This is a genomic window from Protofrankia sp. CiP3, assembly GCF_917627345.1.
Lineage (GTDB): Bacteria > Actinomycetota > Actinomycetes > Frankiales > Frankiaceae > Protofrankia.
The window spans coordinates 12,607-35,965 of record NZ_CAKJTM010000035.1 but is presented as its reverse complement, the minus strand read 5'-3'; the positions used below and the strand labels follow the sequence as shown (position 1 = coordinate 35,965).

At 67.1% G+C, this 23,359-nt stretch carries 20 protein-coding genes and 1 riboswitch; of the genes, 6 read left to right on the top strand and 14 right to left on the bottom strand.

The window, feature by feature from the left end; genetic code table 11:
- Window positions 1-231 precede the first annotated feature (231 nt).
- The gene (locus MJ797_RS14010; protein WP_239334889.1) at window positions 232-3,618 is read left to right on the top strand and encodes a pyruvate carboxylase; all 3,387 of its coding nucleotides are present in this window, start codon (window positions 232-234) and stop codon (window positions 3,616-3,618) included.
- A 167-nt stretch (window positions 3,619-3,785) separates the two neighbouring features.
- Here the strand turns inward: MJ797_RS14010 and MJ797_RS14005 are convergent, their stop codons facing one another.
- A complete protein-coding gene (locus MJ797_RS14005; RefSeq protein ID WP_239334865.1) occupies window positions 3,786-5,129 on the bottom strand; it encodes a M20/M25/M40 family metallo-hydrolase in 1,344 nt (447 codons plus the stop codon).
- Between the two features lie 484 nt (window positions 5,130-5,613).
- On the opposite strand from MJ797_RS14005, the gene MJ797_RS14000 reads away from it, so the two are divergent.
- Together MJ797_RS14000 and MJ797_RS13995 are read left to right on the top strand one after the other, a co-directional pair.
- The gene (locus MJ797_RS14000) at window positions 5,614-6,489 is read left to right on the top strand and encodes a hypothetical protein (protein WP_239334863.1); all 876 of its coding nucleotides are present in this window, start codon (window positions 5,614-5,616) and stop codon (window positions 6,487-6,489) included.
- A 128-nt stretch (window positions 6,490-6,617) separates the two neighbouring features.
- Window positions 6,618-7,898, top strand: a complete 1,281-nt coding sequence (locus MJ797_RS13995) for an ABC transporter substrate-binding protein (RefSeq protein ID WP_239334861.1) — start codon at window positions 6,618-6,620, stop codon at window positions 7,896-7,898.
- Between the two features lie 18 nt (window positions 7,899-7,916).
- On the opposite strand, the gene MJ797_RS13990 is transcribed toward MJ797_RS13995, so the two are convergent.
- Entirely contained in the window at window positions 7,917-8,435 is a 519-nt protein-coding gene (locus MJ797_RS13990; RefSeq protein WP_239334859.1) for a hypothetical protein, read from the bottom strand.
- 423 nt (window positions 8,436-8,858) lie between these two features.
- Between MJ797_RS13990 and MJ797_RS13985 the strand changes: the two genes are divergently transcribed.
- Window positions 8,859-9,080, top strand: a complete 222-nt coding sequence (locus MJ797_RS13985; protein ID WP_239334857.1) for a BldC family transcriptional regulator — start codon at window positions 8,859-8,861, stop codon at window positions 9,078-9,080.
- Window positions 9,081-9,177: 97 nt separating this feature from the next.
- Here MJ797_RS13985 and MJ797_RS13980 read toward each other — a convergent pair whose 3' ends face one another.
- Window positions 9,178-10,386, bottom strand: coding sequence for an FAD/NAD(P)-binding oxidoreductase (locus tag MJ797_RS13980; RefSeq protein ID WP_239334855.1), 1,209 nt, complete (start codon window positions 10,384-10,386; stop codon window positions 9,178-9,180).
- Window positions 10,387-10,485: 99 nt separating this feature from the next.
- On the opposite strand from MJ797_RS13980, the gene MJ797_RS13975 reads away from it, so the two are divergent.
- Window positions 10,486-10,743 carry a hypothetical protein gene (locus tag MJ797_RS13975; RefSeq protein ID WP_239334853.1) on the top strand — a complete coding sequence of 86 codons (258 nt, stop codon included), beginning with the start codon at window positions 10,486-10,488 and terminating at the stop codon, window positions 10,741-10,743.
- Window positions 10,740-12,263 (top strand): MDR family MFS transporter, encoded by a 1,524-nt coding sequence (locus MJ797_RS13970; protein WP_239334851.1) that lies wholly within the window; start codon window positions 10,740-10,742, stop codon window positions 12,261-12,263. Before MJ797_RS13975 ends, MJ797_RS13970 begins: the two co-directional genes overlap by 4 nt.
- A gap of 4 nt (window positions 12,264-12,267) precedes the next feature.
- Here MJ797_RS13970 and MJ797_RS13965 read toward each other — a convergent pair whose 3' ends face one another.
- The 11 genes from MJ797_RS13965 to MJ797_RS13915 all read right to left on the bottom strand — a co-directional run bounded on the left by MJ797_RS13965 (window position 12,268) and on the right by MJ797_RS13915 (window position 23,275).
- On the bottom strand, window positions 12,268-12,717 hold the full coding sequence (locus MJ797_RS13965; RefSeq protein WP_239334849.1) for a peroxiredoxin: 450 nt from the start codon (window positions 12,715-12,717) through the stop codon (window positions 12,268-12,270).
- A gap of 171 nt (window positions 12,718-12,888) precedes the next feature.
- Window positions 12,889-13,809: a hypothetical protein gene (locus MJ797_RS13960; RefSeq protein ID WP_239334847.1), complete on the bottom strand. Its 921-nt coding sequence runs from the start codon at window positions 13,807-13,809 to the stop codon at window positions 12,889-12,891.
- A 9-nt stretch (window positions 13,810-13,818) separates the two neighbouring features.
- Window positions 13,819-14,529, bottom strand: coding sequence for a VWA domain-containing protein (locus MJ797_RS13955; protein ID WP_239334845.1), 711 nt, complete (start codon window positions 14,527-14,529; stop codon window positions 13,819-13,821).
- A gap of 112 nt (window positions 14,530-14,641) precedes the next feature.
- Complete coding sequence (locus tag MJ797_RS13950; protein ID WP_239334843.1) at window positions 14,642-15,775, bottom strand: hypothetical protein; 1,134 nt, start codon at window positions 15,773-15,775, stop codon at window positions 14,642-14,644.
- A complete protein-coding gene (locus tag MJ797_RS13945; RefSeq protein ID WP_239334841.1) occupies window positions 15,766-16,617 on the bottom strand; it encodes a PP2C family serine/threonine-protein phosphatase in 852 nt (283 codons plus the stop codon). The genes MJ797_RS13950 and MJ797_RS13945 overlap by 10 nt, the downstream gene beginning before the upstream one ends.
- Window positions 16,614-17,264, bottom strand: a complete 651-nt coding sequence (locus MJ797_RS13940; protein WP_239334839.1) for a VWA domain-containing protein — start codon at window positions 17,262-17,264, stop codon at window positions 16,614-16,616. The genes MJ797_RS13945 and MJ797_RS13940 overlap by 4 nt, the downstream gene beginning before the upstream one ends.
- Before the next feature lie 179 nt (window positions 17,265-17,443).
- Window positions 17,444-18,562: a hypothetical protein gene (locus tag MJ797_RS13935; RefSeq protein WP_239334837.1), complete on the bottom strand. Its 1,119-nt coding sequence runs from the start codon at window positions 18,560-18,562 to the stop codon at window positions 17,444-17,446.
- Window positions 18,563-18,932: 370 nt separating this feature from the next.
- On the bottom strand, window positions 18,933-19,322 hold the full coding sequence (locus tag MJ797_RS13930; protein WP_239334835.1) for a hypothetical protein: 390 nt from the start codon (window positions 19,320-19,322) through the stop codon (window positions 18,933-18,935).
- 426 nt (window positions 19,323-19,748) lie between these two features.
- A complete protein-coding gene (locus MJ797_RS13925) occupies window positions 19,749-20,642 on the bottom strand; it encodes a peptidoglycan-binding protein (protein WP_374582197.1) in 894 nt (297 codons plus the stop codon).
- Between the two features lie 288 nt (window positions 20,643-20,930).
- The gene (locus tag MJ797_RS27495; protein ID WP_374582182.1) at window positions 20,931-21,692 is read right to left on the bottom strand and encodes a C40 family peptidase; all 762 of its coding nucleotides are present in this window, start codon (window positions 21,690-21,692) and stop codon (window positions 20,931-20,933) included.
- Window positions 21,693-21,695: 3 nt separating this feature from the next.
- A riboswitch (cyclic di-AMP (ydaO/yuaA leader) is annotated at window positions 21,696-21,857 on the bottom strand.
- A gap of 197 nt (window positions 21,858-22,054) precedes the next feature.
- The gene (locus MJ797_RS13915) at window positions 22,055-23,275 is read right to left on the bottom strand and encodes an acyl-CoA dehydrogenase family protein (RefSeq protein ID WP_374582195.1); all 1,221 of its coding nucleotides are present in this window, start codon (window positions 23,273-23,275) and stop codon (window positions 22,055-22,057) included.
- Window positions 23,276-23,359: the final 84 nt, after the last annotated feature.

Here is a 23,359-nt window from a genome sequence, read left to right as displayed (position 1 = left end):
GCCGACGGATGCGCGATCATGACCCCTGTCGCGTACCGGAGGCCCTGAGGAAATCCAGTAGGCCGAACGGTATGCGGTCAGGCGGCTCCTCCCGGGAACAGCCTGGTCACGAACGAGATGAAGAATGATCCAACAGCTACGGGATCGCGAAACGATCTGTTGGGCCCGTCTCTTCGCATACCCGCAGGCCCCAGGGGACGCTAGTCCGCGTCGTGGAGGGGTGCCACTTTGATCACCAAGGTCCTGGTCGCGAACCGCAGCGAGATTGCTGTTCGTGTCTTCCGAGCCGCGAACGAACTGGGCCTACGCACCGTCGCCGTCTATACGCCCGAAGACGTGGGCTCGTTGCACCGGATAAAAGCGGATGAATCCTACGAGCTGGGCGAACCGGGGCATCCCGTCCGGGGATACCTGGACGTGGACGCTCTGCTGGCCGTGGCGAAACGGGTGGGCGCGGACGCGTTGCACCCGGGCTATGGTTTCCTCTCGGAGAGCGAGGCGCTGGCCGAGGCGTGTGTGCTGGCCGGCCTCACCTTTGTCGGTCCCCCGCCAGAGGTGCTGCGCCTGACCGGGGACAAGGTCGCCGCCCGCGAGGCGGCGGTAGCCGCAGGCCTGCCGGTGCTGCGGGCCTCAGCTCCGCTGACGGACGCGGCGGCCGTCGCCGAAGCCGCCGAGGCGGTGGGCTTCCCCCTGTTCGTGAAGGCCTCGGCCGGTGGTGGCGGCCGGGGGCTGCGCCGGGTGCACCGATCCGAGGATCTCGCCGAGGCGGCGGCAAGCGCGATCCGGGAGGCTGCGGCGGCCTTCGGCGATGGGACAATTTTCCTTGAGCAGGCGGTGGACCGGCCCCGCCACGTCGAGGTACAGGTACTGGGCGACACGACCGGGAACGTCGTCCACCTCTACGAGCGGGACTGTTCAGTACAGCGTCGCCATCAGAAGGTCGTCGAGGTGGCACCCGCACCGCGACTTGATCCGGCTGTACGCGAGCGGCTGTGCGTGGACGCGCTCGCGTTCGCCCGGCATGTCGGCTATGTCAACGCCGGCACGGTCGAGTTCCTGGTCGCGGCCGACGGGGCGCACACCTTCATGGAGATGAACCCGCGCATCCAGGTGGAGCACACCGTGACCGAAGAGGTCACCGGCGTCGATCTGGTCGCGGCACAGCTGCGCATCGCCGCTGGCGCGAGCCTGGCCGGCCTGGGCCTCACCCAGGAGTCCATCACGATCCGCGGGGCCGCGGTGCAGTGCCGGGTGACCACCGAGGACCCGGCGGACGGCTTCCGCCCGGACACCGGGAAGATCACCCGTTACCAGTCCCCCGGCGGCCCGGGGGTCCGGCTGGACGGCGCGACCTACGAAGGTGCGGTGGTCACCCCGTATTTCGACTCCCTGCTGGTGAAGGTGACGACCCGGGGCGCCACCTTCGAGCAGGCCACCGAACGCGCCCGCCGGGCACTGGCTGAGTTCCGGGTGCGCGGTGTGCGCACGAACCTGAAGTTCCTGCGCCGGCTGCTGGCCGAGCCCGACTTCCTGGCGGGACGCGTGACCACGTCCTTCCTGGACGAACGGCCCGCCCTGTCGGTCGGTGACAGCGGCGCCGACCGGACCAGCCGGCTGCTGGACCGACTCGCGCACAGCACCGTCAACGGGCACCGGCGGCCGGCCACCGCCCTGGTCGACCCGGCGAGCCTGCTGCCTTCCCTGCCCCCCGGCATGGCGCCGGCCGGGTCCCGCCAGTTGCTCACCGAGCTCGGACCGCGGGAGTGGGCGGCGAGGCTGCGGGCATCCGAGCGGCTCGCGGTCACCGACACGACGTTGCGTGACGCTCATCAGTCGCTGCTCGCCACCCGGCTGCGGACCGCCGAGATCCTCGCTGCGGCGCCCGCCTACTCCAGGCTCACCCCTGGCCTGCTGAGCCTCGAGTGCTGGGGCGGGGCAACCTACGATGTCGCGCTGCGGTTCCTGGCGGAGGACCCGTGGGAACGGCTTGCCGCCATTCGCGAACGCGTGCCGAACATCTGTCTGCAGATGCTGCTGCGCGGACGCAACGCGGTCGGCTACACCCCCTACCCTGACGACGTGGTCCGGGCGTTCGTCGCGGAGGCGGCCGCAACCGGTATCGACATCTTCCGTGTGTTCGACGCGCTGAACGACATCGAACAGATGCGGCCAGCGATCGACGCGGTCGTCGAGGCCGGGGCGGTCGCCGAGGGCACGCTGTGTTATACCGGTGACCTCGCGGACCCGACGGAACCGATCTACACCCTTGACTACTACCTCCGGCTGGCCGACGAGCTCGTCACCGCGGGAGCGCACGTACTCGCGGTCAAGGACATGGCCGGGCTGCTGCGCCCAGCCGCGGCGCGCATCCTGGTGACGGCGCTGCGGGCAAACTTCGACCTGCCCGTTCACGTGCACACCCACGACACCGCCGGTGGTCAGCTCGCCACGCTGCTCGCGGCGGCCGACGCCGGTGCCGACGCCGTCGACGCCGCGGCCGCGCCGCTGTCCGGCGGGACCAGCCAACCGAACATGTCCGCGCTGGTCGCCGCTACCGACCACACCCCACGCGCGACCGGGATCGACCTTGCCGCCTTGTCCGCCATGGAGCCGTACTGGGAGGCGGCGCGTGACCTCTACGCGCCTTTCGAGGCGGGCCTGCGGGCGCCGACCGGAGCTGTGTACCGCCATGAGATCCCCGGCGGGCAGCTGACGAACCTGCGGCAGCAGGCGATCGCGCTCGGGCTGGGCGCCAAGTGGTCACAGGTGCAGGAGTGCTACGCCCTGGCCAACGACCTGCTCGGTAAACCCATCAAGGTCACTCCGACCAGCAAGGTCGTCGGAGACCTGGCGCTGTTCATCGCAAGCGGCGACATCGACGTCGCTGTCCTGCGCGAGCATCCACAACGCTACGACCTGCCCGCGAGCGTCCTGGGTTACCTGGCGGGCGAACTCGGTACCCCACCCGCGGGCTTTGCCGAGCCGTTCCGCGAGCGAGCCCTTGCCGGCCGGCGCCCGGCCGCGCCAGCGGCCGAGCTCAGCACCGCGGACGCCGCGGCGCTCCGCGGCACCGGCCGGCGCGAGACGCTGTCCCGGCTGCTGTTCCCGGGTCCGTGGCGGGACTACGCCGCGGCGCTGGCCGCGTACGGCAACAGTTCGGCGATCCCCACCGAGGAGTTCTTCTACGGTCTCACGCCGGGCAAGCCAGTGGTTGTCACGGTTGAACCGGGTGTCGAAACCATCGTCGAACTGCACGACATCGGTGGGCCGGACGACGCGGGCATGCGCACCCTCTATCTGCGGGTCAACGGACAGCCACGGCCTGTGTCGGTACGGGACAACTCGATCGCACCGGCGTCCACGGCCGCTCGGCGTGCTGATCCGGGTGATCCGGCGCAGATTCCCGCCGGGCTGCCCGGCCTGGTCACCTACACAGTCACCGTTGGTGATCATGTTGGCCAAGGTGATCGGCTCGCGACCATCGAGGCCATGAAGATGGAAGCCGCCGTCACCAGTCCGCATCCGGGAACCGTCGTCGAGCTGCTCCGTTCGTCCGGCGTCTCGGTCGAGGTCGGCGACCTTCTGCTTGTCGTCACCCCGGACCCGGCTACCGCCTGACTGACCGGGTAGACCGGCCCTGGGCCGGACCGTGGCCCCGATCGCCCACGCGGCCGCGGTCAGACCCAGGGCCGTGGCGGACCGCCGGAAAGCCCGATGGGCGTTGGTGTGTCGTTGCGATGATGCCGAGAACGCCCGTCCGGCGATGGTGAGACGACCGTAGGCGGTTACGAGGCGGCGAGGAACCGGTCGAGGACGCGGACGCCGAAACGCAGCGACTCGACCGGCACCCGCTCATCCACGCCGTGGAACATCCCGGCGAAGTCCAGGCCCGCGGGCAGCAGCAGCGGGGAGAAACCGAAGCAGCGGATTCCGAGCCGAGAGAAGGACTTGGCGTCCGTGCCGCCTGAGAGCATGTAGGGGATGGCTCGGGCGGCCGGGTCCTCGGCCCGCAGCGCGCTGGCCATGGCGTCCACCAGCGGTCCGTCGAACCCGGTCTCCAGTGCCTGGTCGTAGACGACCCAGTCGCGGCGGACCGCCGGGCCGATCAGTTCATCGATCTGGCGGAGGAACTCCTCCTCCTGGCCGGGCAGGAAACGGCCATCGACGTAGGCGGTGGCCTCCCCCGGGATGACGTTGACCTTCTCACCGGCGTCGAGCTGCGTCGGGTTCACCGTGTTGCGGATCGTGGCTCCGATCATCCGGGCGATCGGCCCCAGTTTGGCGATTGTGGTCTCCAGATCCTCGGCGTGTACGTCGATGCCGAGCGCGTCGCCGACGGAGTCGAGGAACATCCGGACGGTCGGGGTCAGGACGATCGGGAACCGGTGGCGGCCCAGCCGCACGATCGCCTCGCACAGTGCGGTGACCGCGTTGTCATCGTTGATCATCGATCCGTGACCAGCGCGGCCGGCAACGGTGAGCTTCATCCAGGCGATGCCCTTCTGGGCCGTTTCGATAGGGTAAAGGCGCAGGTTGTCGGAGATCGTGTACGAGAAGCCACCGACCTCGCTGATGGCCTCGGTGCAGTCCGCGAACAGGTGCGGATGATTGTCGACCAGCCAACGGGCACCCAGGACTCCGCCGGCCTCCTCGTCGGCCACAAAGGCGAGAACCAGGTCACGCGGTGGGCGGCGGCCGGACCGAACAAGATCACGAATGACCGCGAGGGTCATTGCGTCCATGTCCTTCATGTCGACGGCCCCCCGGCCCCACAGGCAGTCGTCGAGAATCTCACCCGCGAAGGGATGCACCCGCCAGTCCGCCGGATCCGCCGGTACCACGTCGAGATGACCGTGGATGAGCAGCGGTGCCCGGCTCGGGTCAGCCCCTTCGACCCTGGCGATGACGCTGGCGCGGCCCGGCTCGGATTCCAGCAGGGTCGTCTCAAGGCCGACCTCGGCGAGCTTGGCGGCAACGTACTCGGCGATGGCCCGCTCGTTGCCGTCACCGCTCCCCCGGTTCACCGAGTCGATCCGCAGCAGGTCCCGGCAGATCTCCACAACCTCGTCCTGTGCGGTTACGTCAGGTAGCGAAACGAGATCAGATGCGACGGATGCGGGTGTTGTCATGTCATTGACGGTTGGGTTGTTGCTTACCATGGGGTTAGTTTGCCAGTGAGTTGTAAGATCATTTTTGGTATGAGGCACCGTCAACAGCGTTGACTAACGTAGTACAAGGCCGCCAGGCCAGGCTGTCCTCCCAGCACCCTCGGGCAGCCTGCGGCACGCCCTCCCGGGCATGCTCGCGTGCGGAGCCGGACAGAAATACCCCGAGTAAACAAAGATGCCTGTTTTTCCTGTCACATCGGGCCAGTGCGTACCTGTTGTTCATCAGCCCGGAATACGGATTTTGCAACCCCGCCCTAATCTCACCGACGGACTTCGGGCCCGCCACCGGCAGGCCCGGTATCGCGACCCAGGGACAAGGCGGAGAATGACACGCACACGCCAGCCGGTCAGCCGGCGGGCATTTTTCCCGGCGTCCGGTCGAACAGCAGCCGGCGTGACCGGCGCAGCCAGGGGCCGCCGCGTCGCGGCACTCGTGCTGACATCGATGATAACGGTAATCCTGCTTGGTCAATCCACTCCGGCGCAAGCGGCCGACTCCACTCAGTACGGTGGCGACACCTCTCGCGGCCTGGGTGTCGCCATTCCGTTCAGTGGTTTCACCGACCGCAACGGGCGGCCGGCTACGATCTCGGGTGCGGTGGGCGCGGACCTCGTCCTCGGCTCAACCGCCCAGCCATATCTACCGTGCCAGAACTTCAATCCTCAGACCGGTACCGGTGACACCTTTGTGAATGCCTGCGAGGTGCGCGGGAGCTACACCACCTACACGCGTTTCGCGGCTGGCAACGGAATCCTTTTCCCGCACGGCTACTTCATGCCCGACACGCAGCCCGACCTGGTCAAGGGCGGTTCGCTGCGGACGGGCTGGGGGGCGCGCACGGCCGGGCTCTCGCTGGAGTTCTACCCAGACGTCACCCGCGACCAGGAGTACGTGCACTCCCGTTTCTACGTCGACCGGTTCAACCACCGGGCGAACGGCTGGACCTACTCCGCCTACGTGGGGACCATCAGGCTCGCCACCCTGGCGGACCCGGGCACCGCCCAGATCACCGGAAACGTGACCAGGGGCGGGGCCACACCCGCCAAGAACGAGATCAGGTTCACGGTCTTCGGCGGCGACGCGCGTTCGTCCGTGGGATACCCGATCTCCTCGTTCGCGGTCACCTACAGCTCTGGTGCCCCCGGCTGGACCACCGGAGCGATGTACGCCGGGGCGCAGCGCGTCACCGTTGACGACACCACCACCGGCCACCAGTGCATCTACGATCTTCAGCACATCACCGGTGCGAACAACCGGGTGGACTTCGACGTCGCCCAGCCCGGCTTCGGCCGCGGCGGTGGCCGGTGCAACTTCGTGTGAACTTCGTGTGCGGCACCCGCCCCATACAGCCGGGCATACGAACAGACGATCATAAGGCAACGGAGCACGACGGATGCCAGTCGTGTTAATTACCACGGCTGGCGCCGGTGACCGCCTAGTTTGGTGGGGTGAGACGAATTGCCGCGGGATCACGTGATAGAAGGCTGCCCGCCCGCCATGGATACGGGCGGCCGGCCATAGTCATGGCCGGCCTGTGCATCGGAATCACGGTCATGCTCCTCGCCTGCGACGCCCGGAACGCATCGACCGGACCAACCGCGGCCGTTGACTGCCGAGAACCCGGAGTAACCAAGGACCAGATCAAGCTGGGACTGCTGTATCCCGATACCGGAAACGTGGCGTCGCTCTTCCTCCCTTTCCGCGCGGGTGTTGACGCCCGCCTGGGCGTCGTGAACAGCGCTGGTGGAATAAATGGCCGAAAGATAACGTACACCTGGCGCGACGACGAATCACAAACCACTGCCAACCTTGCCGCGGCCCGTGCCCTGGTCGACACCGACGACGTCTTCGGAATCATCGAGTCAACCTCGGTGGCGAGCGGTTCAGCCGCATTTCTGCACGACCGCGGGATACCGGTCACCGGTACATCCCTGGAAACAGCCTGGACAATTTATGACAACATGTTCAGCTACTCCAACCTGATCGCCAACAACGCGTCCATCACAACCTGGGGCGACTTTGTCGCCGCGCATGGCGGCCACAGCGCCGTCGTGGCGCAGGCGGCCTTCTCCGCCACGTCGCTCAGCTTCGCCGACGAACTGACCGCGAGCCTGCGGTCAGCGGGTGTCCGCGTCATCGGCAACCTCGACGTGACAGGCCCCATCGACGCCGCCGACGTCGGTAGACGTATCAAGGCCAGCGGAGCGGACGTTCTCGTCGGGGCCGTGACCGCCATCTCCTTCGGCCAGGTCGTCGCGGCCGCCCGGGCCGCCCGGGCCGGATTACGGATCATTCTCTCACCGACCGGCTACGACCAGAACATTCTGCGCACCTTCGGCGACGCCCTCGCCGGTGTCTACATCTTCGTCGACTACACCCCTTTTGAAACCGGCACACCCGCGCATCAGGAATTCCTCCGAGCCGTGCCCTATTACGCGCCGCAGCTGCAGCCACCGAATCAACAGGCCGCGCTCTCCGGCTGGATCTCGGCCGACATGTTCCTGCGTGGGCTCGCCGACGCCGGGTACTGCCCGACCCGCCAACGCTTCATCACCGCGCTGCGTGGGGTACACGACTACAACGCGCACGGCCTGCTGCCCGCTCCGGTGGACTTCGCCACCGGCTTCGGTCAGCTCAACCGTTGCTACACGTTTCTACAGGTCAGCTCGGATGGCAGCCGCTTCCAGCCCGTCCCGCCCACGCCGCTGTGCGGCTCACGCCTGGGCTGACCGCAGGTCTCGGCGACGCTACTGCGGGCCGAATACCAGCGTGACGCTCTGGGCACCAGTGGTAGCGTCCGAGGAGATCCTGACGTTCTGGTTGTATCCCGTGAAGATCAGTTCCATCGAGTTGTCGGACTTGACCTGCTGCTGGAAGGTATAGCCGGCGGCGGGCATCGCCTGCCGGTAGTACCGGATCGCCGCATCCCCGGTCACACCGCTCAACGCGAGGGTCACTCCGGTGCCCTCGGAGGCAAGGACCGTCGGCGTCGCGCCCTTCGGGAACGGGAAGTGCTTGGGGACGGCCGTTCCCTGCAGCGCGGCGATCCCTGTCTTCGCGCTGGCCGCCGCGCTCGCCGTCGCCGTCGGGACCGCCGGCCGGGCCACGTCGAGATCGGTCGGTAGATCGGTGGGCAGATCGGTCGGCAGGGCCGCGGCGGAGGACGCGCCAGCCGCTGGCACCGACGACGGAGGCACGGTGGCAGGCGTGGAGCCGCCGCATCCACCGAGCAGGAACAGCAGGCCGACCGTGGCACCGGTCGTCACGGTCCGAGTCCGTCGCCGCCCGTCGCGACCCATCGAGCCTCCCGTTACGGACACGCTGCCCACATATCTCCCGTCCAGTGCGTTGACCCGTACCCATGGTGACCGGTCGAAAAAACGAAAAGCCCATAAAAGCCGAATCCGGGCAGGCCCGCACCGACGGCCCGAACTACCTGGAAGGTACCGCCGGCATCACTAAAGTACCGGCTACCGGACACCCAGCCTCGCGGACCCCTGCCTGACCGAAAGCAGTGACATGGTGACTTTTGGTAGGCATACCCCCTGGCCGATCCCACCGAATAATTACCGAGAGTAGTTTTCCCGCCGTGGGCGCACCCGGACTAGTCACCACATGACCCCGACGTGCCATGCCCGAATTGCCCTCGAAGGAAGAACCGTGTGTATATTACATATCGACGTTCTGTGATGGGAGGCTGTGTGGCAACGACACGAACACCGCAATCCGCTCCGCTGCTGACACCTGCCGAGGTGGCCACCATGTTCCGAGTGGACCCCAAGACGGTGACCCGGTGGGCCAAAGCTGGGAAACTGACCTCGATCCGTACCCTCGGCGGCCACCGCCGCTATCAGGAAGCCGAGGTCCGCGCACTCCTTACGGGCATCCCACCTGGGGATGATCTGGCCTAGTCCCGATGGAATCGATCTCCCCGTGGGGATCCCTGGTCAGGTCAGGCTGCCGGGGGTCCCCACGAGAGTTCCGTTGCGCGGGTCGTCGGGCAGGCTCTCAGGCAAGGCCTTTGAGCAGCAGGTTCCAGTACATCAGCGGCAGGCCATAGCGCTTGAGGTACCACATGTCGCGACGTTCCTTCTGCGCGTTGACCAGGCGCGGCGGGAAGGTCGGATGGGGCCGCATGCTGTAGTCGAACTCCGCGAGCAGCATCTTGTTCCGCGCGGTGGTCAGCGGGCACGAAGCATAACCGTCATACTGTCGCGCGGCGGGCTGACCGGTCATGACCGACAGGAGGTTCGCGACAACGACAGGAGCCTGCTTGCGGACCGCGGCTCCGGTCTTGGCGTTCGGCGAGCCGCTGGAGTCCCCGAGGGAAAACACATTGGGGTAACGAGTGTGTTGCAGTGTGTGCTTGTCCACACAGACGTACCCAGCCGGATCAGTCGGGTCCGCCAACGGGCTTTTCTTGATCCAGTCTGGCGCGCTCTGCGGCGGGACGAGGTGCATCAGATCGTAAGCGATGTCGTCGGTGGCGCCAGTGACACGGTCGATGACGACAGCACGGCGCGCATCCGGGTCGACCTCGATGAGCTCGCTGCTGACCCGGACCTCGATGCGATAGCGGGCCGCGACCTTCGCCAGCACGTCCGCAAACTCCCGGATACCGAACAGGCTGGGGGTGGGCAGCACGAGCACGACCCGGATGTCGTCGAGAACACCCTGCTGACGCCAGTAGTCACAGGCCAGATAAGCGATCTTCTGGGGCGCGCCGCCGCACTTGATCGGCCCGGCGGGCATGGTGAACACAGCGGTGCCCGAACGCAGTGAGCGGATTATCTCCCAGGTCTTCGGCGCGAGCTCATAGGTGTAGTTGCTTGACACCCACGGGGTGGTGACCGCCTCCCCCATGCCGGGGATCGCCGTCCAGTCGAGCTGGATTCCCGGGCAGACGACAAGATATTCATAACCGATCCGGGTACCACCAGCAGTGGTCACGACCTGGTTGTCGGTGTCGATTGTCTCGGCGCGGTCCCGGACCCATGCGACGCCAGCGGGCATGACACAGGCCTGTGGGCGGACGCTGCTCGCAAGGGGCGCGCACCCGCCCCCGACGAGCGTCCACAGTGGCTGGTAGCAGTGGGTGTCGGCTGGCTCGACAAGACCGAGGTCGGTGATACCGGCACGCCGTAGTCGAGCCGCCACGGAAACCCCGGCGCTGCCACCGCCGATGATGAGCGTCGTGTGGTGGGTGGTCGCGACCATGACAGCCTCCATGCGCACCGATGGGTGGATTCCGACCGGACCAGTGGTGCTGGACAGGTGAGCCGACGGCCAGGCGGGACGCCGCCGGCGCGACTTTCCGTGACTTTTTCGTCACCAATTTTCCATGATGATCATATCGGCGCGGCCCGCGCCGCCGGGGCCGATCACCAGGATTTGATCAAAGACACATTTGATCAAGAAAATCTCGGCGGCACCCCCTGTGGTAAAGTTGTATACGGCAACAAATTTTTAACGCATCGCGGTCGCCTCATCACCTGGATGACAGATACTCACGAGGCATCGCCCGCGCGACGCCCGCAGGCGTCTCACCTCTACCGGGAGGTCAGCATTCCTTGACTGCCACCACCATCGAGACGCCGTCCCCGGAATCCGCCCCGGCATCGGACGAGGCCGTCGCCGCGTACTCGCACCGGCAGATCATGACCATCATGTCCGGGCTGATGCTCGGCATGCTGCTCGCGGTCCTCGACCAGACAATCATCTCCACGGCGCTGACCCGGATCAGCGAGGACTTCCACCGCCCCGACCTCTACAGCTGGGTGGTGACCTCCTACCTGCTGACCTCGACGGCGAGCACTCCGCTCTACGGCAAGCTGGGCGATCTTTACGGCAGAAAAAAAATCTTTCAGATCGCCATCGTCATCTTCCTGCTGGGATCAGCGCTGGCCGGGCTCAGCCAGAGCATGATCCAGCTAATCATCTTCCGAGGCGTGCAGGGCCTGGGGGCCGGCGGTCTGATCTCACTGGCGCTCGCCATCGTCGGCGACGTCATCTCCCCCCGCGAGCGAGGCCGCTACCAGGGTTATTTCGGAGCGATGTTCGGCGCGTCCAGCATCCTCGGCCCGCTGATCGGCGGCTTCCTCGTCGACCAGGCCTCCTGGCGGTGGGTGTTCTACGTCAACATCCCCTTCGGCATCGTTGCGCTCATCGTCATACGCAGAGTGCTGACAATCAACTATGCGCGGCGCACGGCCCGCCTTGACATTTTCGGCGCCCTTCTGCTCGTCGGCGGAGTATCGCTGTTTCTCATCGCCGTGCAGGATGCCGGCCAGCAGGCTCGGATAACAAAAACAATCTTCATCGTGGCCACCGCCGGACTCGCCCTCATCGTCGGGTTCGCCGGTTGGGAAAAGCGGGCCGCTGAACCGATACTGCCGCCGCGGCTGTTCGGCAACGCGGTTTTCCGCGTGACCAGCACGCTGTCCCTCATCACCGGCGCGATCATGTTCGGCGCGATCATCTTCATGCCGCAGTACCTGCAGCTGGTGCGCGGCACCAGCCCCACCCTGTCGGGCCTGCGGCTACTGCCGCTGCTCGCCGGGATGCTCATCACGTCGGTCGGTTCCGGGCGGCTGGTCACCAAACGGGGCCGTTACAAGATCTTCATTATCGCCGGCACCGGGGTCATGACGGCGGGCATGGCCCTACTCACGCTCATCCGCGTCGATACCAACGGCTGGCTCCTGTCCGCGATGCTGTTCGTCGTCGGCTTCGGCCTGGGCCTGTTCATCCAGAACACCGTCCTGGCGACGCAGAACAGTGTCGACATCGCGGACCTCGGCACCGCCACCTCAGCCGTTACGTTTCTGCGAACGCTCGGCGGCGCGGTCGGCGCCTCCAGCCTCGGCGCGATCATCATCGCCTACCAGCGCTCGCACGTGGCCGGCGACATCGAACGCTACGGTCCCCATGCGGGACCGCTCGTCACGTTCACCCATGGCATGGACCACGCCTACCTCTGGACGGTCCCGATCGGGCTTGCCGCCTTCGTACTCTCATTCTTCATGCGGGAACTGAGCCTACGTACCACAGCCGCCACCAGCGCCCGTACCGCCCCCGCTGAGCCTGCGGCATGAAAGGCTACGCGGTGTCGGCGCGCAGCGCATCCAGAGCGGCATCCGCATGCCGGTTCATGGACAGCTCGGAGTCGATGCGCGCAAGCACCGTGCCGTCCGCCCGCAGGACGAAGGTGGCGCGCTTGTTCGGCCCTATCGTGCGCCGAACCCCGAATGCCTGCGCAAGTGCGCGGCCGGTGTCGGCGACCAGCGGGAAACCGAGGGAATGCTTCGCGCTGAACGCGGCCTGCCGGGCGACATCGTCGGCGCTGACCCCGATGACGGCGGCGCCCAACGCGGCGAACTCGTCCGCCAGATCGCGAAAATGGCAGCTTTCCCGGGTACAGCCGTAGCTCATCGCCGCCGGATAGAAAAAGACGACCAACCGGCCCTTGGCCAGCAGGTCCGCCAGGCGCAGCACCGCACCTGTCTCGTCGGTCCCCGACAGATCCCCAACCCGGTCTCCAACGTCCATACGGCGATCCTCTCGCATCGCGGGACACGACATGCTCCAGGCACGGCGTTCGATCTCCCAGGATGACCGGTATATCACTGCCAGCCGGTCAGAATAAAGATCAAATAGTACGCCCAATGTCGTCAACACCGTTGACTAAAATGAGTCCCAATCAGTGCCATGCCGGGCGAGTCAGTCCTCAAGCGGCGCTGTCGTGGGATGCGAGCCCGCACCGGATCGCAGGTACCGGTACCAGACAAGCGCCGCGGGACGGGCTTGCGGGTCGCCGGAGACGCTGGCCCGCAGCAGGTTGACGCCGGTCCGGTCCAGCACACCGCCAGCGGCGGCCACGGCGTCATCGGCGGTGACCATTCGGCCGGGTACGAGGGCACGGACGATGAACAGGCCGAGCTTGAACAGATCGGAACTGATCGACTGGGGCTCATGCGCCGCGGGGGGAAAGAAGTCCGGCGTGTGCCCCTGATCGACGACCGGCGCGTTGCCGACCTTTCGCACCGCGTCACAGTCCACCAGAAGCACGTCCGGAGTCGGCCACAGGCGGTACAGGACGTTACGGGCGGAGATATCACCGAAAACAATGCCCTGATTGTGCAGAAACGCCACGAGATAAGCCAGCCGCAGACACAGCCACCAGCGCTGCGCGCGGCTCGGGAGCGGCAGGCCGATGGCCCGTAGCCTGGCGGGGTCGACGAACAGCGATCGCGCCTCGTTCGGCTGGCGCTCCGGCCGCCCCGCCGGTGTCGGGAACAGCTGGAAGAACGCATCGGGTATGAGCCGCATTACGACCCCGGCCACCCTCGCCCGGGCTGGGACATCACCGTTGTCGACGACGATCCGAAGCGGCCAGGTCAGATGCGTGTCAAACCACAGACGCTGCTCCGCCGGCAAAGCCAGCCGCAATGCGATGATGTTGGCCATGCCCTGGGGCGGCACCCGCCCCAGGGCGGAATGATATTCCTTGTAGACGAGTGGCACAGCCACCCCAGGGAGATCAAAATCGGGCAGCCGGTAAATGCGCGCCTGGCCTCCGCGGCCCAGCGGCTCGACCCGGCCGAGTTGTTGCCGCGCGACAGCGGCATCCTGCCATCTCATGCCGCCCGCTCAGTACCGGCTGTCCGGATCGATCCAGGACTCGGGTGGATCGACGATAACCGTGTCAAGGGCATGGATGTCCGTCTCATCAATCACAACCATCTCCTGGTGGCCTGAAGCCACGACGCTCCGTACGATGATCTCAGTCAGGTTCTTTATCGCGCTTTCCGGGCTGGCTGACCGGCTCTGTATGAACAACGGCACCGTCGGTGCCGGATGAGCCAGCGCCCGCATGATTTCTGGATTCGAGTCGGCGACGGCACAGGGAATGACGTTCGGTGTGCTCTGGCACTCGCTGAGCAGCGCCGCAAATGCCGCCTCCCAGGCGCCGGGAGGGTCGTCGAAGGGCTCGCCGTCGCTGAGGAAGAACACCCCGGGCCGGCCCACGGCAAAACCGTCGGCCTCCAGCTGACGGCGGTCGCGGTCGACGGTGGCCCGCAGCAGGTTGAACGCGGGCGCATACCGGGTGCCGTCATCACGGCATGCCAGGCGCGGGAGCGTCGCCGTGTCGAGCAGGTCGCAGAGCGGAAGTACCGTGCGGCTGCCACCGGCAAAATCAATCACACCAACCCGGACCCGCGCCGCGGCGACCGGATCGTGCGCCAGCGCCTCCCCGATCCGCCGCAGAATGCGGTTTGCCGTGTCCAGGCGCGGCCCGTCCATCGACTGCGAGACATCCACCACGAGGTAGAAGGGAATCAAGGTGGTTCGACCGTACACAGCTACTTCCTTCTGCCGATCTCATCGGAACGCGCCCACTGGCCCGTCGGCGCGCTGTCGGTTGAATGCCGTCGAACAACCGCTACCGCGTGGACTGCCATCAGGTGGACCGCTATCGGGTCGCGAGGAGCAGAATTACCAGCACCACGATCAGCAGAGCCCCGACGACGAGAAAACCATTGACGGCCTTCGCCCTGGACGTATCGGATGCGTCCACAACGCTGTCTGTCAACAACGGAAAGGGGTCGAACTGGCCCGCTCCGGCCCGCCTGCACCACGGGCATTCCGCCAGATGCCCACTGTAGGTGTGGTCCGGCCGGGCGTCACAGTTTTTCACATCAGCCCAGGCGAGATCGAGCGCTTCGACCCATTCCTGCGCGGCGGGGCGTGTCCCGGCCACGGCGTGGCCGGCCCCGAACGCCTGCCTGGCCAGCTCCGCGACCCGCGGCGGGAGCACGCTGGGCGCAATCGCCTCGGCCGGGACCTCGACCTCGCTCGGCGCCGTCAGGACGGTGATGCCGTACTGGATGTTCGTCTCCGGCGACGGGTCGACGTCCAGCGGCCGGGCCGGAATACCGTGAAACGGATGGTCCCCACACAGCAGCAGCTGGCACACCAGCACGGCGAGGGTAAACCGGTCCGTTGCGACGCTCTTGGGCCCCGCCAGCTCGGGCAGCAGTTCGGGTGCGGCGTATTCCGGGGTAACAGTATGGCATGAGAACACCTCGCCGGCATGGGAGAACTGCAGCGAGTCACAGTCGAGAAAGCTGATCAGACCGTCCGCCCGAACATGGATGTTGGATGGCGCGAGATCGCCCACGACAATCTCCTGGTCATGCAGGATCGCGACCAGCTGAGCCAGGTTGCTGGCCACCCCCAGCAGGAATCTCCAGTCCTTGTCCGGGAATACTGTCAGGCGGGTGAGGTGCTCCAGGAGCGTACTCAACGGATGATCGTTGGAACGCCGCATGACGTAACCGAGCACCGCCCCGGCGGAATCGCGGGCCAGTTCCTGCGGCCACACCAGTCCCGGATGGCCGGATCCAGGCTCGACGAACTGCGACGCGGTGAAAGCCCGGAGCATGTACTCAAGACGGCGGCCGCGCTCGGCGTCGGGCTCCCGGTAGATCTTCACGGCCTGCCGGGAATCAGCATCCACGGCGTAGACAATCGACTCGGTTCCGCTGCCGAGGACAGTGGAACAGGTCAGCCTGCGTCCGTCCACAAAAATCTCGGTCACCGACACAGGACCGCCACCAGCAGCGTCGTGTCGTCCTGGGTCACTTCCGTGACCGCCTCCCGCAGCAGCAGCTGGACGAGCCCGGAGGCATCAAAATGATCGTCGTCGAGTAATCCGAGCACGGTGTCGATGACCGGCTCGGTAGCCACCGCCAGCCGGCCCTCCGGGTCACGTCGCAGTGTGACGGGGATCAGACCGTCGGTCGACATGAACACACCGGTGATCCACGGGTCGTAGACCGCGTTCACCCGGGCAGCCCGGCTCGTGTCCGAGGTCAGGAAGACCGTCTGGCTGGCGTGCTCGGCGTCGGCGGTCCCGGCGTCGAGCAGATGCAGGTTGGTCTGTCCCCCCTCACCGGTGCGGATGACGATGAAGCCGTCTCCGATGCTCAGATAACCGATCAGGGGATAGGCAAGCACGACAACCGTCAGTGTCGTCGCGAACTCGCCGATGTGCTCCCGCCCGGCGACCGCGGTGACAACTCGACGGAACTCCGTGACGATTTCCTCATGCGCGGCTGCCAACAGCTGGCGCAGGTCAGGCGCGGTCGCGGGCCGGCCATTGGGGTGGATCCGGTCGCGCACCAGCCGGGTGGCCATCGCGACCGCGAGCCGGGATCCCTCGGCTGATCGCGGGGCGGATCCGGCGCCGTCGGCCACCGCCAGCACGTGGACGTCGGGCAGGGATCCCCGCTCGTACAGTGAAAGGTGCGCGAACGAATCCTCGCACCATTTCCCTTCCCGCACGTGTGAATAGCCCTGGACGCTGGCCCCCCGGATACGCCAACGGTAAGGCCGGACGCCGCCCGCGCTTCTTCCCGTGGGCGCGGGCTGCCGGCCGGAGGTCACGCCTGCCTCGGCTGGTAGCCGCGCAGCTTGTAGTTGGGATCCTCCACGCTGCGGTCCAGTTGCAGCAGGATGTCACTGAAGTCGAACCGGCCGTACACCATGTTTCGCTCCGGCGCGAACGCGCGCAGGGTTTCCTGGCCCAGATCGTCGATGGGTGGGATGCCGATCGCGAAGAGGGCAAGCTTCTGAGCCGCCTCCAGGCCGCGAATCTCTCCTGCCAGCGGATGCCAGTCCGACGCAGGCTTCCCCTCCTCGTCGGTCGGCCTGCCATCGGTGACAAGCCAGACGAGCGGCCGCTTCCAGGTCACCTTTTCCTGGGCCAGCTGCCGCTTACGTGCTTCGATAACCGAGATACTGAGCCGAATCGCCTCAACCAGCGGTGTCACGCCGTCAGCGCTCAGCTTCGGTGGCCGAAAACTATGGGCCGGGACGAACGGAGTCCGGTCGCTGCGCGGATCGAAACTCTCGTCCCCACGCCACTTGCGCACTCCCCCGGCGCCAAACGTTATGAGCGCGAACTCGGTGGTCGCCGCCATCTTCTCGCCCGCGTGCATGCTTCGCGCCCAGCTGGCGAGCGCGTCGTTGAGCTTGTCGATCGCCTCGCCGCGCATGGAATAGGAGGTGTCCATGCAGAGGACCACGAGCACGCGATGACTGGGCCGGGGAATGGGGATGTTACCAATAACGTCCCGTGGCTGACGGCGGTCCGTTGCCCGGTCGGGGCTGTTACGAGGTGCCATGGTGTGATCTGTCCCCGTTCCCAGTTCCAGTAGGCCGAAAAAACACGATCATGGGCTCCGAACCGCGCCGGATGTCTCAGCGCACGCTATGGACGAGGCCCGGAGCGGCCTTGCGCCGGCCACGCCTGCAGCCCATCCACCTCGTGCATCCTCAACACCACCTGGCTGCCGACGCGGGGCCGAGGCGCGTCGGGACCCCCCATCCAGCGGGCCCGGTAGAGCCCGCCGTCGACCGCGACATAACCCTGCGGGCCAAAAGCGGAATGCACCGTGCCGAGCTGGCTGACGGCTATGTTTGGCGGCGCGACAGGTGACACTGGCCGTGATTGGGTCCGCCCCCCGTCCATGCTGTCCGCGTCACTGGCGGACTCCTCCCCGGCATGGCCCCTACGCCGACGGCCGATGGCGAAGCCAAGCAGGAGCATCGCGCACGCAACCAGCACATAGGCCAGCGTCGACAGTATCGATGACAGTACCGAATGGGGCTGAGCCGGCGGGGACCCCGCCGGGGTCACGGTCGGTTGCGCCGTCGGGGAAGGGCTGGCGGACGGCTGAGCCGGATCGGTCAGGTTGCCCAGCGTCTCCACCTGTGCCGCCCGCCCAAGGACGACCGCCAGGAAAAAGGAATCATCGCTGGTCGTGTACATGCCCGCGGTCCGTTCCGCCGGGGTGCCCGCCACCTGGTCCTGACATTCCTTCGCGCAGGACGGCGCCAGCCCGTGGTTATGGGACAGCGCGGCGCGGGCCTCGTCCCAGTCAGCGAACCGGTGGCCGGCAACCGCCAGCAGCAACGAGCCAGCCGTCCCGAGATCCGGTGGACCGCCTGTCGCGGGCCCAGCCAGCGACACGGCCTGAGACGACACGGCCTGCACGGCGAGCACCGCACGACGACGGAAGATCGAGTCCAGATCGGTCAGCGCGTTGGGGTCATTGGCCAGCGTGGCGGCGCGGGCCACCCGCACCACAACGGCTCCGCCAGTTTCCGGTATGCCTTTGAGCAGGGTGTTCAGATTTCCCAGAACGCTTCGGTCGACCTTCTCCGGCAGCTCAACGACACGGATCGCAAAGGTGGTGTCACCGGCAGCTCCCAGTGGGGCAAAGGCGGATACCGGCGGCACCCCCCAACGGACGACGAACGACCCCAGGGCGAGTGTCAGGAGCAGGCCCACGACGCTGACGGCCGCCCCGGTCGCGGGCAACAACACCCATAATCGGGCCGGGCTTCGCTCGGCAACGCCCGTTTCACCCGCTGTGCGGCAATAATGGCCTCTTCGCAGCAACTAAGCCCCCCTGAATGTCTGCTGCTGTTTGTGACAGTACAGGCCATCATGGTGATCAGAGAAGAGCATAGGCCCCAAGCCGGCAGGCACCCCCAGCGGCGGCCCGCTGGGGGTGCTCTGGTATGCGGTCCGCACCCGCCGACGCTATGATCGCGGTCCGGGCGGGGCATCCGCCGCCGTCCGCGCCCGTGGTGTCGCGCTTGGTCCACACGTGCCACACGAGCGGCACCGGGAGGCTATGAGCGCCCGGCAACAGGGCGCTTGTGCCCTGGCTGGGATCGGCCGCGGCCTGTTCTCAAACGGACTGTTCCCGATCAGAATCCGCCTGCTGCTCCGGCCCGCCGAACGCCTGCCGGGACCCGCCGAGGGGCTCGGCCGGCTCGTCGCCGGTGGCTTCAGCGGCCGGCTGCTCGGCTTCGGCGCCCGCCGGCCCGGCCTCGCCGCCGGCCTGTGCCGCCTGGCCGGTTCCCGCCGTGACGCCGACCAGTTCGCGTAGGCGGGCCTCGATGTACGGCTCGGTATAGTGCGATCTGTCCGCGATCCGCCGAACGAGGTCGTTGACGCTGGAGACGGCCTCGAGGTCCGCGGTGCTCACCTGGACGAACTGGTCAAGTATCTGATACCGGATCTCCCGCCAGTTCTGCCGTAGATACTGCTCAACCTGCTGTGCCTGCTGCTGCTCCATTCGGTCGCCTCCACCACGAGTCGTCGTTTCTCAGCCATGAGAGGCTCCGGCAGCAGGGCGTTCGATCAGGCAGCGGCGTCCGGGTGGATGGATCGCGAGGCCGTGGAAGGATGCGCCCTGGTATTGGGCGTCGACCGACGACAACGACGCGAGGCGCCGCCCGGGCGGCGCGAGCCGGACAGTCCTGTTGCCGGAGCCTCTCAATCTACGACACCCGAACCAGGAGTCAACCGGAAATCAGGAGTGCCCGGCAACAGGGGCACAGATATCCATGTCCTCCGTTGCGGATTTTCTGCGGAAAACCGTGCTTTGCCACGAGCTGTATATGCCCAACGTGATACCCATGCGGAGGGATAACGCCGGAGGTGGCGACCGGCACCCCGGCACCCCGGCACCCCAGCCCCGCGTCCCCTCTTGCCGGTCGTTCTACGCGACGTCATGGAACAGCGCGGCGCGGGTCCGCGGACCGACAACGCCGTCGGCCACCAGCCCGTGCCGGCGCTGGTAGGCCTTTACTGTTCCGGTGGTGCGCGGCCCGAAATTCCCGTCCACCGCGACCGGGTAGCCATACCCGGCCAATTGCCGCTGAATCTGACGGACGCCGGGACGCAGGCGGTGCGTGTAACGAACCGCCTGCGCGCGGGGAGCCGGAGCGTCCGGTCGTGCCATTGCCACACCGGGCGCGTCGGTCTGGGCAGAAGTGTTGACAGGGCCGCTGGGAACGGCCGGGTAAGCGCTCGCTCCGTTGTCACCGCCCGCGTCGGCGGCGGCGGCAGCCGCCGCGCCCCGTCCGAGGTAGAGGCGGTAGGAGCCGTTGGTGTACGTACTCCATGCTCCGATACCCTGCATGTCGCATACCCGCTTGGCGGCCTGTGCGTTGACGGCTGGATCGAACAGGTCCGCCCCGCCGGCCCAACCCGCATGCGCCCGCATATTGATCTGCCATAGTCCGCGGGAATCCTCGCCGCTGGAATTGTGCGCGTCCGGGTTGCCGCCGGACTCGGCCAGTGCGACCGCGACCCAGGTTCCCAGCGGTATCCCGGCGCAGCCAGCCAGCCCCGCGTTCCTGCCAGCGGCGGCGATGGAAGCGTCAGAAACGATTCCTGGAGCGACAGCGCTCGCGCCGGGCGGAGCCACGCCACCGGTACTGGGCGAAGCCACGGGGCTCGCGCTCGCCGGACTCGCGGTCAGCATCATGCCCGCCGTCGCGCCGATGACACCGGCGGCGGCAACCACCGCGCCGCGGTTGCGCTCGGGCTGCTTCCGGTGGCTTTTTCCCTGAATTTTCCGGTGCCTTCTTCTGTGTGTTCCGCTGGACATGAGCGGCCAGTTCACCTCAATATCGTTGATCGGCTCAGTAGCGTTGATCGGCGCGTACCCGCCAGGCCCCGCGACGCCGCGTCCCCTATTGCCGGTCGCTGTTAGAGCGTGTTTGAGACCGCCATTCTGGCTCGCTGCGCCCAGGCGCCCCCTGGCTGCGTTGTCGGCCACACCGATACAACTCATCCGGTATCGCTTCGGCTTTCCGCCCTGCCCGGGGACGCCTGGCCGCGGCTCACTGATCGAAAGCCCGATCTCAAACACGCTCTTACCGGTCCGACCTGGTCGTCACCCCAGGCGGCCGACCAGATAACTCGCGGAATAAATCTTCTGCAGCCGAACGACGGTGCCGGTGTGGGGCGCGGCCCACATCATTTCGTTCCCGGCGTAGATTCCCACATGGTAGATGTTTCCGGGCTGACCGAAGAAAATGAGATCGCCGGGCTGCTTGGCATCCTGCGATATCTTCCGCGACGCCGCGTACTGGGCGTCGGTCACCCGCGGCACACTGCGGCCGAGCTGTTTGTAAATGTACTGGACAAGACCAGAGCAGTCGAAGGAGCTCGGGCCCTCCGCGCCCCACGCATACGGTTTGCCCGCCTGCTTCGATGCCAGGTAGACGACCTTCTCGCCGAGGCTCCCGGCGGACACCGACGCGCTGTCCTGCTGCGTTGACGCGCTGTTCTGGTCCTGCTGCCCGGCCAGCCCACGTGCTGGTTCCTCCGCTGACGCGGTGCCCGTGGCCGTGGCCGTGGCCGGACCGGGCTCCGCGGGGGTTGTCCCGGTGGTTCCCGCAGAGGTGGTGTCACCGGCCCAGGCCGGCGCGGCGGCGGTGGCCTGGGCCGCATCGGTCGGGTTGTCGGCTCCGGTGTCGTTTGCCAGTGCCGGGGCCGACAAAGCGGTCAGGGCAACGGTACCGGTAGCCGCGGCGGCAACCACCGCGCGCGCGGACCGACGGCCGAAGCCGGCCTTGACCGGCTGCGCACGGTGACGGCCGTGTCTGGAAACAATCGTGTCGGCCGAATCTGAGCACGCCTGATCTGCAGGCAACGATGATCCTTCCCGTACGCCTGCGAGGTTAGCTGTCGGGTTCGGGCCGGGAAGCCCGGTCGGCACGCACGGGATGTGTGGCCGGCTTCACCCCAAGGACGTCGCGGTGACAACGACGCCCGGCGGGACCTGGGTCCCCCGCTTCTGCCCTGGCGATGGTGAGGAGGGGACACCGGGCCGAGGGCAGAACTCGGCGTCCGGCCCGGTGTTACTGAGAGCCCGGCCACGGTAGCGAACTACGCCCTGTGACCGCAAGGCCCAATTTTCCGCGAACTTCGACGCAATTTGGTTACCGTTCGTGTTAACCATCCGGCCAGGCAGCCCACGGACAACAGCCGGAGACGGGTTGGCGCTACCAGTCGTCATGGTGTGTCCGGACGGCTGTCATGGTGCCGACGGACCACACGGCGGGCGATCGCCCAGCGATGGGTCTCCGACGGTCCGTCATAGATGCGGAAAGGACGCACCTCGCGCAGGAAGCGCGACAACAGCACGTCCCCGGAGATACCGAGCGAGCCGCAGATCTGCAGCGAGCGGTCGACGACCCGCCACACGGCCTCGGCGGTGAAGGTCTTCGCGATCGCGGTCGACTGGGCTCCGGAACGGCCCTGATCGAGCTCCCAGCAGGCCTGCATGATCAGCCCACGGGACGCGGCGATGTCGATCTCGTTGTCCGCGATCATCGCCTGAGCCATGCCCAGCTCCGCCAGCCGGGAACCGAACAGCCGCCGGTCCGCGGCCCTGGCCACGGCGATGTCCTGGGCCCGCCGGGCAATACCCAGCCAACGCATGCAGTGGGTCGTCCGGGCCGGGCCGAGGCGGACCTGGGCGTAGTCGAAGCCCTTGTCCACCTCGCCCAGTACAGCCTCGTGCGGTACCATGCAGCCGTCGAACAGCACCTCGCAGTGGCCGCCGTACAGGCTTTCGTCCAGGGTCTCGACATGACGGACGATCTTCATGCCAGGGTTGCCCGCGTCGACGAGGAACATCGTCGCCCCGCTGCGCTGCCCCGGCTCGCCCGAGGTGCGGGCCATACAGATCGCGTATCCTGCGCCGTCCGCGCCGCTGATGAACCACTTACGGCCGTCGATCCGCCAACCGCCCGCGTCCTTCACCGCGCGCGTGGTCAGCGCGGTCGGATCCGACCCCGCCCCGGGCGCGGGCTCCGTCATCGCGAAGCAGGAGCGCACCTCACCGGTTGCCAACGGCCGCAGGTACCGCTCCTTCTGCCCAGCTGTCGCGACGGCCTCGAGCAGGTGCATGTTGCCCTCGTCGGGAGCGGCGATGTTCAGCGCCAGCGGGCCGAACAGCGAGTAGCCCGCCGCCTCGAACACGGGCGCCCGGCCGCGCATGTCCAGGCCGTGCCCGCCATACAGCGCCGGTACGTGCGGGGCGAAGATCCCCGCATCCTTGGCTGCCTGCTGGAGCCGTGCGCGCATCGCGTCGCCGCCGCGCGCGGCAACGCCCCCGAAGCGCTCCTCCTCGGGCATGACGACGGTCCGCACAAATTCGGCGGTACGCCGGGTGAGATCGCCGACCACCGGGCCGTGATCAAAATCAACGGGCACGTGCACCTCCGTCATGCCGGCTCGCGTCGCCCGCAAGGCGAGCTGCCGCGGATCCAGCTGACAATCATCGATTTTTTGCCAGCAAAGCAGGCTGGCCGG

Coding starts and splice junctions, on each gene's coding strand:
- MJ797_RS14005 (WP_239334865.1), bottom strand. CDS start 5,129: ATGACAACACCCGCATCCGTCGCATCTGATCTCGTTTCGCTACCTGAC.
- MJ797_RS14000 (WP_239334863.1), top strand. CDS start 5,614: ATGATAACGGTAATCCTGCTTGGTCAATCCACTCCGGCGCAAGCGGCC.
- MJ797_RS13985 (WP_239334857.1), top strand. CDS start 8,859: ATGGGAGGCTGTGTGGCAACGACACGAACACCGCAATCCGCTCCGCTG.
- MJ797_RS13980 (WP_239334855.1), bottom strand. CDS start 10,386: ATGGTCGCGACCACCCACCACACGACGCTCATCATCGGCGGTGGCAGC.
- MJ797_RS13965 (WP_239334849.1), bottom strand. CDS start 12,717: ATGGACGTTGGAGACCGGGTTGGGGATCTGTCGGGGACCGACGAGACA.
- MJ797_RS13960 (WP_239334847.1), bottom strand. CDS start 13,809: ATGAGATGGCAGGATGCCGCTGTCGCGCGGCAACAACTCGGCCGGGTC.
- MJ797_RS13930 (WP_239334835.1), bottom strand. CDS start 19,322: ATGGAGCAGCAGCAGGCACAGCAGGTTGAGCAGTATCTACGGCAGAAC.
- MJ797_RS13925 (WP_374582197.1), bottom strand. CDS start 20,642: ATGTCCAGCGGAACACACAGAAGAAGGCACCGGAAAATTCAGGGAAAA.
- MJ797_RS13915 (WP_374582195.1), bottom strand. CDS start 23,275: ATGACGGAGGTGCACGTGCCCGTTGATTTTGATCACGGCCCGGTGGTC.